This window comes from Peribacillus sp. N1, from assembly GCF_054600815.1.
The window spans coordinates 1-7,969 of record NZ_BAAHZO010000019.1 but is presented as its reverse complement, the minus strand read 5'-3'; the positions used below and the strand labels follow the sequence as shown (position 1 = coordinate 7,969).

At 37.4% G+C, this 7,969-nt stretch carries 6 protein-coding genes; 1 reads left to right on the top strand and 5 read right to left on the bottom strand.

Annotated features, from left to right (window positions below; all coding sequences use genetic code 11):
• Positions 1-730 precede the first annotated feature (730 nt).
• Positions 731-1,288 carry a shikimate kinase gene (locus tag ACYP5M_RS26470; RefSeq protein WP_053533572.1) on the top strand — a complete coding sequence of 186 codons (558 nt, stop codon included), beginning with the start codon at positions 731-733 and terminating at the stop codon, positions 1,286-1,288.
• A 118-nt stretch (positions 1,289-1,406) separates the two neighbouring features.
• Here the strand turns inward: ACYP5M_RS26470 and ACYP5M_RS26465 are convergent, their stop codons facing one another.
• The 5 genes from ACYP5M_RS26465 to ACYP5M_RS26445 all read right to left on the bottom strand — a co-directional run bounded on the left by ACYP5M_RS26465 (position 1,407) and on the right by ACYP5M_RS26445 (position 7,100).
• Entirely contained in the window at positions 1,407-2,420 is a 1,014-nt protein-coding gene (locus ACYP5M_RS26465; protein ID WP_101226130.1) for a LacI family DNA-binding transcriptional regulator, read from the bottom strand.
• 224 nt (positions 2,421-2,644) lie between these two features.
• Positions 2,645-3,853, bottom strand: coding sequence for an MFS transporter (locus tag ACYP5M_RS26460; protein ID WP_459735730.1), 1,209 nt, complete (start codon positions 3,851-3,853; stop codon positions 2,645-2,647).
• A gap of 270 nt (positions 3,854-4,123) precedes the next feature.
• The gene (locus ACYP5M_RS26455; protein WP_101226132.1) at positions 4,124-5,008 is read right to left on the bottom strand and encodes a shikimate dehydrogenase; all 885 of its coding nucleotides are present in this window, start codon (positions 5,006-5,008) and stop codon (positions 4,124-4,126) included.
• A gap of 60 nt (positions 5,009-5,068) precedes the next feature.
• Positions 5,069-5,830, bottom strand: coding sequence for a type I 3-dehydroquinate dehydratase (gene aroD / locus ACYP5M_RS26450; protein ID WP_434168352.1), 762 nt, complete (start codon positions 5,828-5,830; stop codon positions 5,069-5,071).
• 67 nt (positions 5,831-5,897) lie between these two features.
• The gene (locus tag ACYP5M_RS26445) at positions 5,898-7,100 is read right to left on the bottom strand and encodes an MFS transporter (RefSeq protein WP_459735729.1); all 1,203 of its coding nucleotides are present in this window, start codon (positions 7,098-7,100) and stop codon (positions 5,898-5,900) included.
• Positions 7,101-7,969: the final 869 nt, after the last annotated feature.

The window sequence follows — 7,969 nt, the reverse complement described above, 5'->3', positions numbered from 1 at the left end:
TGGCGCTTTGTTTTGTTCAGTTTTCAAAGAGCAATTTCACAATCGTTCTTTCGAACGGCTGTTTATTCATCATAACACTTTATTGATTAGTTGTCAACTTCTGCGAAGTTTTAAACTTATTTTAAATCGCTGTGTTTTCCAGCGACCATTTCATCTTATCATTTTCATAGTAAGAAGTCAATAGTTATTATTTCTTTCAGCAATCAGCCAAAAGCGATGAAGTTTTTCGTTTGTCTTAGTTGGTGCTTATTTATATTAATCCTTTCCCACCATAAAGTCAACACATTTCATGCAATTCCTTATTAAATGATTTAAGCAACTATATAGAGGAATAAATGTGCCTTTCTTACCCCGGCCTCCATTTAAAACATATAATCCAGCAAATCATTAATTCCATCCATTTTATTAAATCAAAGACCCCTTTGAAAACCCTTCAACCTAGTAAGCTTTTGCAAAACCAATAAAACCTCCTAGTGATGTGTAAGGGCATTAACAACCTATATAGATGAAGGTAAACGTGTAATCAGATCTCCTAAATCAAATACTGAAAAATTGATTGTTCCTTTCAAATAGATTGCTTTAAAATAAACCGTTAAATCACAAATCCCATTGTCCAAATATTAAAAAATTTTTTTACAATTTTACTTTCTTGTACTATAATAAATATATTTTAAAAATTTCAGGATAGACTTTTAATCATTATAAAAATAGTAGGGAGAGGGATTTATAAATGATTAATAAAAACACATCTTTGAGGATGCAAAGTATCGTTTTTATTGGCTTTATGGGAGTAGGAAAGACGACGATCGGACAGAAAGTAGCAAGGAAATTATATAGGGACTTTATTGATATAGATCAAGAAATTGAAAAGGAATTCAATATGCCCACTACAGAAATATTCAAGAAGTTTGGTGAAAAAGCTTTTCGCGAAAAAGAAAAAAGTGTAATTGAAAGCCTTAGTCAACAACAATTGAAAATCATTTCAGTTGGAGGCGGGGCATTTTTACAAGAGGATATACGGAATATCTGTTTATCCAATTGCATTGTCTTTTACCTGGACTTATCTTGGGAATACTGGAAAGAGAGAATAGGCTTACTTATTGATAGTAGACCTGTTTTACAAAGCCGGTCACTTGAGGAAATTGAAGAACTCTTTTACACAAGACAAGAAATATACTCCTATCATCATTCAAAAGTGAATACCAATGATCTTGATGTTGATGAAGTTGCAGACTTTATAGTCGATTCATTGAAAGTTGCCTGGGATATTTATGAACCGCTTAAGTAAGACCCGCTCTTTCATTTAATCGATTTTCCCAATAAAAGAATAATAGAAAAGATGAAAAGGGTACAGAGGCATGGATATCTAACCTCCTGTAAACTAATCACCTTTTTATTTTTCTTTATTAGGAAGACTCTCTAATAATCAGTTCTGGATTCAATATGATTCGCTGTTGATCACGTTCAATTTTCTCCATTTGCTGGTACAGGAGATTCGCTGCCTCTTTTCCAATACGTCTAGGGAATGAGGAAATGGTCGTTAGCGGAGGATGATAGATTTCTGCGACTGGAACGTTATCGAACCCAACGATATCTATATCTTTTCCAGGAGTAAATCCTTTCATCATTAATCCTTGCATAACACCGAAAGCAATTAAGTCGCTAAAGCAAAAAATCGCGGTAGGCGGATTAGGATTCTCAAGTACTTTCAATACAGCCTCCAGCCCTCCTTCCCGTGTAGGAGCACTATCTATCACCAGCGATTCATCCACTTCCAATCCCGCACTTGAAAGAGCTTCACGGTATCCCTCCATTCTCTCGATCCAAGTAGAAGATTCCTTGATGCCACCAAGGAGCGCAATTCTTTTATGTCCCTTTCCAAGGAGATGATCAACAGCCATCCTGGCTCCTTCTGGATAGTCTATGCCTACATAGTCGCTATTCACTCCAGGTAGTTCCCTAACAGCAAGGACCATTGGCGTGTCAATTTCATTTAACCGTTCAATTGTATCTTGTGAGCTTTCAGAGACAGGACAAAGAATCAGGCCTCCCACCCTATGTTCCATCATGGTTGAAAGGAGATGGTCTTGCTTGGCGACCGAGTCGAATGTAGTTCCCAGCAACACTGTATAACCGACCTCATCCAATGCGTCATGAACGCCTATCAGGAATTCAGAAAAAAAGGTGTTTGATATGTCGGTAATAATGATTCCTACAGTATCAGAGCTCTGCGACCTTAGGTTGGCTGCAATTCTATCGTATACATAACCCAGTTCATGCATGGATTTTAATACCTTTTGTCGCGTCGCTTCCGATATTCGAGGATTATTGCGAACGATAAGGGAAGCAGTGGATGTAGAAACCCCAGCATGTTTCGCTACCTGTTGCAACGTGACCCGCCCTTTTTTGGATTGTTTCATAGTTCAATCACCATCTTGAATGTATTTTTGATGTACTTATTATTATCATGTTCTTATTATAATAATAATATAGTTACTGTCATTATTACACCATTGCTTTCGGAACATGGGTATACCATCGATTAATACTCACTCCCTACATCTATATCAAATATTCATTAGTACAAAAAAAAAACGCCACCCTAGTTCTAGAAGATGGAGTTTTAAGTAATCCTTCATATTTATTAGCCATGGTTAAATATGGTCTGGTGCTGTGTCAATTTTTTATATCGGTAATAAACAAAAGCTGCAGCTAGAATTCCAATAGTTGCAATAAAGCAATCAAAAAGAAATATATGCGATATATCCCCACTCTTAGCGATCAAACCCGTTGCAATTGGTAAAATGACGCTCGCCAAACTTGAAGCCGTCGCAACGATCCCTGTTACAGTTCCTTTTTTCCTCCAGAAGAGTTCAGTCATTATTGCAATGGTTAATTGAAATATCCCAGCTGTCGAGGCCCCAAGGAAAAAAGAGCAAATACTTAAGACAATGGGTGAATGAATCGTTAATATGATGATTACCGTAAGTAAAGTAATCATTGGATAAAGCAATATCACCGTCACGGGCTTGATCCATTTGTTTAATAAGATGGATAATAGCAGGACGGAAATAAGTGATCCAACACTATAATAACTCAATAATTTAATTGCACTTGAAGATGGCATCCCTGCCACTTCCTGGCCGAAGCTCGGTAACCAGATTTGCGAAACTGTAAATAACGCAGTTGATGTAAACCCAATTATGATTAATGCGACTCCTTCGCTCCAAAATTTAGGTTCAGTTATGAACCTGTTACTATGCAAATCCTCCTCATGATTTGCAGCATCGGATTTGCTTTTTGGAAATGAAGCGGACAAAACAAAGAACATATTCAAGAAGTAGACTACAGCCGGTAATAAAAATGCAAACCCGTAAAATAATTCATTCCTAGTAAGAAACAAGATGATGAATGGCAGGATGGTTGCACCAAGTGAACCAAAAGCCTTAACCATAACACTGGCGGAACCAGCAGATTCAGGAAACATTTCAGTTAGCGCCGGATATGTACCAGCATCCATGGCTGAGTTCGAAATTCCCGCAAGTAAAGCAAATACAAACGCCATTTCATATGTGGAAGAAAATGGAATCCCTAATAAAAAAACTCCCATTATTACCGAAGAGACTATGATCAATGGCTTTCTCCCAAATTTATCTGATAATACTCCTGAGAGACCATACGTGAGTAACCTGCCTATTCCTATTGCTGCAATAAGATAACTAATGCCAGTAGAGTCTGTATCCCATTGTTCTGTTAAAGAGGGCATGTTTGAGGCGAGAATTATATTTACCATCCCTAGCAGGAAATAGTTAATATACATGCCAGATGCCGCTTTAAAATACTGATTTTTCATTATTACACCCCTATAATAAATCACGTTGTGTTTCTCCCCTAGAACGCTTTAATGCAAAATGTAATTACTTTAAAGCCTCCCCTTTTATGTTATCCATTTAAATGAAAACCACTTTTCAAAAAAAAAACGCTAAGAAAAACAAGGGATTTCACTCCCTGCATTTCTTAGCTCTGAGGTATCTGCACTCATTTAATGTAATCAATTAACGATGATGCACATCAAGTATGAAAAAACCTCTATTTGGAGAATGATCCCCAGAGTGGAATCGTATTATTCTGCAAACAATTGCTCTTTGATGTAATCAACAGGCATCTGTTGACCTGTCCATAATTCAAAGGCAAGTGCACCTTGCCAAAGCATCATCCCAAGACCATTAATAGCTGTAGCACCCGCAGCCTCAGCTTGTTCCATTAGTTTTGATTTACGTGGGATGTAAACAACATCTGTTACGATTAAATCAGGACGCAGCATTGATTCGTCTTGAATGACACTTAAGCCATCAAGCGGTTTCATGCCAACGCCAGTTCCATTTGCCAAAATATCACTAGTTGCGATTTCAGCCTTTAATTGTTCAACATTTTCAAGAGGGTATACATTGGCTTTCACATTTAAGTGCTTCATATCTTCATTGATGATTCGTACATTCTCTTCTGCTTGCGGGAAGAAAGCATCATCACGAGCAAAAATGCTGATTTCCGCCACACCTTCCAGCGCAGATTGAATGGCAATTGGAGTAGCAGCCCCCCCAGAACCGATAAGAGTCATTTTCTTTCCTTTAATATCAATACCATGTTCTTTTAGGTTCCGAGTATATCCCATTCCGTCTGTGCTGTGCCCTACGAACTTTCCATCGACATTGACAACTGTATTAACTGCCCCAGAAAATTTAGCACTGTCTGCCAATTCATCTAGATATGGAAGGATCTTCATTTTATTAGGCATGGATACGTTAAATCCTTTTACATTTAATGCACGCATCCCTTTTACTGCATCTTCCAGCTCTTCATTTCCAACTTCAAATGCTAAATAGGCGCAATTCAAGCCTAATTTATCGAAAGCTAAATTATGCATGGCAGGTGATAAAGAATGTCCGATAGGTGTTGCCAGCAATCCTACTAATTCTGTTTTCCCATTAATTCGTCCTAGATTTTCCATGTTCTATTCCCCCTGATTTTTTAAGTTTTATATAAATTCCTTATTGGAAGGAATTATAAGTTAAATATTTTGATCAATGATCTCCAATACATCTCTTAATTGAGTAACAGGAATTTGTCCTGGGGCAGATGCTTCTTTTCCTGCACCAAATGTACAAGCAGATCCAAACACCGCACCTGATAATCGGCTGACCAGGCCTGTACCCGACATTGACATCGTAATGAATGGGCGATCGGCATAATTTGTTTTCATCGTGTAAGTTGCATCTAATAAAATGAGTAAGTCACCAACCGTTTGGGGCATCACAGCGATTTTTGGAATATGGGCGCCAAATTCCTGCATTTTACGCAATCGGTAAATGATTTCTTCTTTTGCCGGTGTCTTATCGAAATCATGGTTACACATTACTACGTATACGCCATTTTCCTCAGCTACCTGTACAGTCTCCTTCACTGATGATTCCTCAAAAAACAACTCCACATCGACAAGATCAATATTCTTCGTTTTAATAGCTGTATGAAGAAGTTGGAAATAATAAACATCGCTGATTTCCTTGTTTCCGCCTTCTTTATGGCTTCTAAAAGTGAAAAGCAGCAAAGTATTTGGAACAGCACTTCTAAGTTTTGAAATCATATCTGAAACGGCTTCTAAGCTTTCGACTTGTTCAAATACATCTACTCGCCATTCAATGATATCCGGCTGTAGCGCATTTACCGTTTCAACTTCTTTAAGCAGTTCCTCTTCAGTTGTCCCCATTAGAGGAACGATGATCTTTGGAACCCCTTCTCCGATCGTTACGTCTTTGATCGTGATTGTTTGCATGGATGTTTCCCCCTTTTATCATTATCATCAGTGGGGTTCATGCCCCACTGATGTTCGGCTAGACTGATTAATTGGATACCTTAATTACCTTTTTGTATCGATAGGCAACGAATACGGCCAATAAAATACTAACTGCCGCAATTGCCACATCAAACAAGAAGACCGCAGTTAACCCAGCACTCTTAGAAATGATACCAGTAATGAAAGGTATGATGATAAAGGCTGAACTACCTGCAATGTTTACATATGAAGTAATCGTACCTTTATTGGCAGGGAAGAATTCTGTGATTATTGTCATGGCTAATTGGAATACCCCTGCAGTTGAAAGCCCTATGAAGAAAGCGCTCAAAACAGTTATAAATGGTTGCTGGATATAAATGAGTGACAATAAAGATAATGCTGCAATGACCGGATAGATAATCATGACGGTAATGGGCTTAATTACTTTATTCAATAGAACTGCTAGCAAAATGACAGAAACAAGGGAGCCAATGCTATAGTAACTAAGCAATTGAACAGCCTTAGCTTGGGTTAGCCCCAATACATCTTGTCCGAAGTTCGGGAGCCAGACTTGAACCAGCATGAATAAAGCAGTTGATGTGAAGCCTAATAGTATGACTGCCAAACCTTCCTGAGCAAACTTCGGTTTTGAGAGGAAGTGCTGTTGAAGCGGAACAGCTTGTTCTTCATTCTGAGTTTGGCTTTGAGCTTTATGATCCGGGAATGAAACCTTAAGCAGGAAAAACCCATTAACAAGATATACAGCAGCCATTAAGAAGAATGTATACCCGTAAAACATATCTCTAGCTATAAAGAACGCCATGATAAATGGAAGAAGTGCGGCACCGATTGAAACGAAAGCTTTTACTAATACGGTAGCGGAACCAGCTTTCTTTTGAAAAGCCTCAATAAGTGCTGGATACGTACCTGCATCCAAAAATGAATTTGCAATACCAGCACATACAGCAAATATAAATGCCAGTGTATAGTTAGGAGCCAAAGGTATGCCTATTAGGAAGATCAGGTAGATAAAAGATGCTGAAACGACAAATGGTTTCCTTCCTAATTTATCCGACAGTCTACCCGCGAAAAACAAGGAAACTAACTTACCGATTCCTATAGCAGAAACCAAGTAACTTATCCCTGAGGCACTTGTGTTTAATTGATCGGACAAATTTTCCATATTTGACCCGATGATAATATTGATCATGCCTAAAATGAAATAGCTAATATATAAACCAGTGGCCATTTTTATAAATGGATTTTTCATGTAACACACCCCTATTAAAAATTATCGAAATGCAATTTGATTCTTAAGCCTTTCAGAAGTTGCCCCCTTGCCCCATACCATAAATTCAAGAACAAAATTACGTACTAAATAAAACAATAAGTAAACCGGCTTTAGTTAGTACATCGTTCTACTAACTTTTCGCATAACTAGTATATCGTTCTACTAATTTTCATTATTAGTACATCGTTCTACTAAAAAATTAGTATTGGTATATCGTTCTACTATAAACCGATTACGTTCTAAATTCAAAAAGTATTGAATTAACACTTATACTAGATTTAATTAGTTAATTTTATTTAGTATATCGTTCTACTGGATTATTATACTGCGCTAATTTAATTGTGTCAAACTCATGAAGCAGTCCTTAATAACTATAGAGCAATTACTCATACTCATTATTCCTGGATTTCGAAGTGCTTATTTTTGATCTTATTTACCTTAAAAGCACAGCCATACCTTGGATTCGTTACTGTTCATAAAAGATGAAGCATACTTTTATTTGCTGTGGCACAAAGTATTTTTTATCATTTATTAGGGCTCCTATATTCCCACTTTTTTAGTTACCAGTTTCTGAATAAATTTCTTTTTAGCTAAAATATATGTACTGCTGCTTATTTAAATACAATTATCCAGTTATTTGCAATCTGATTGATTAACCCATGTCTAAATATCAACTTCCCCTTCTAAGGGTGAAATAACGTCTTCTCTATAATGGAAAATAACAAGGCTTCATACTTTTCATAAACGCAAAAAAAGACCAGCCGGATGGCGGATCTTTTGAATGGCTTGGCGGCGTCCTACTCTCACAGGGGGAAACCCCCAACTACCATCGGCGCTGAAGAGCTTAA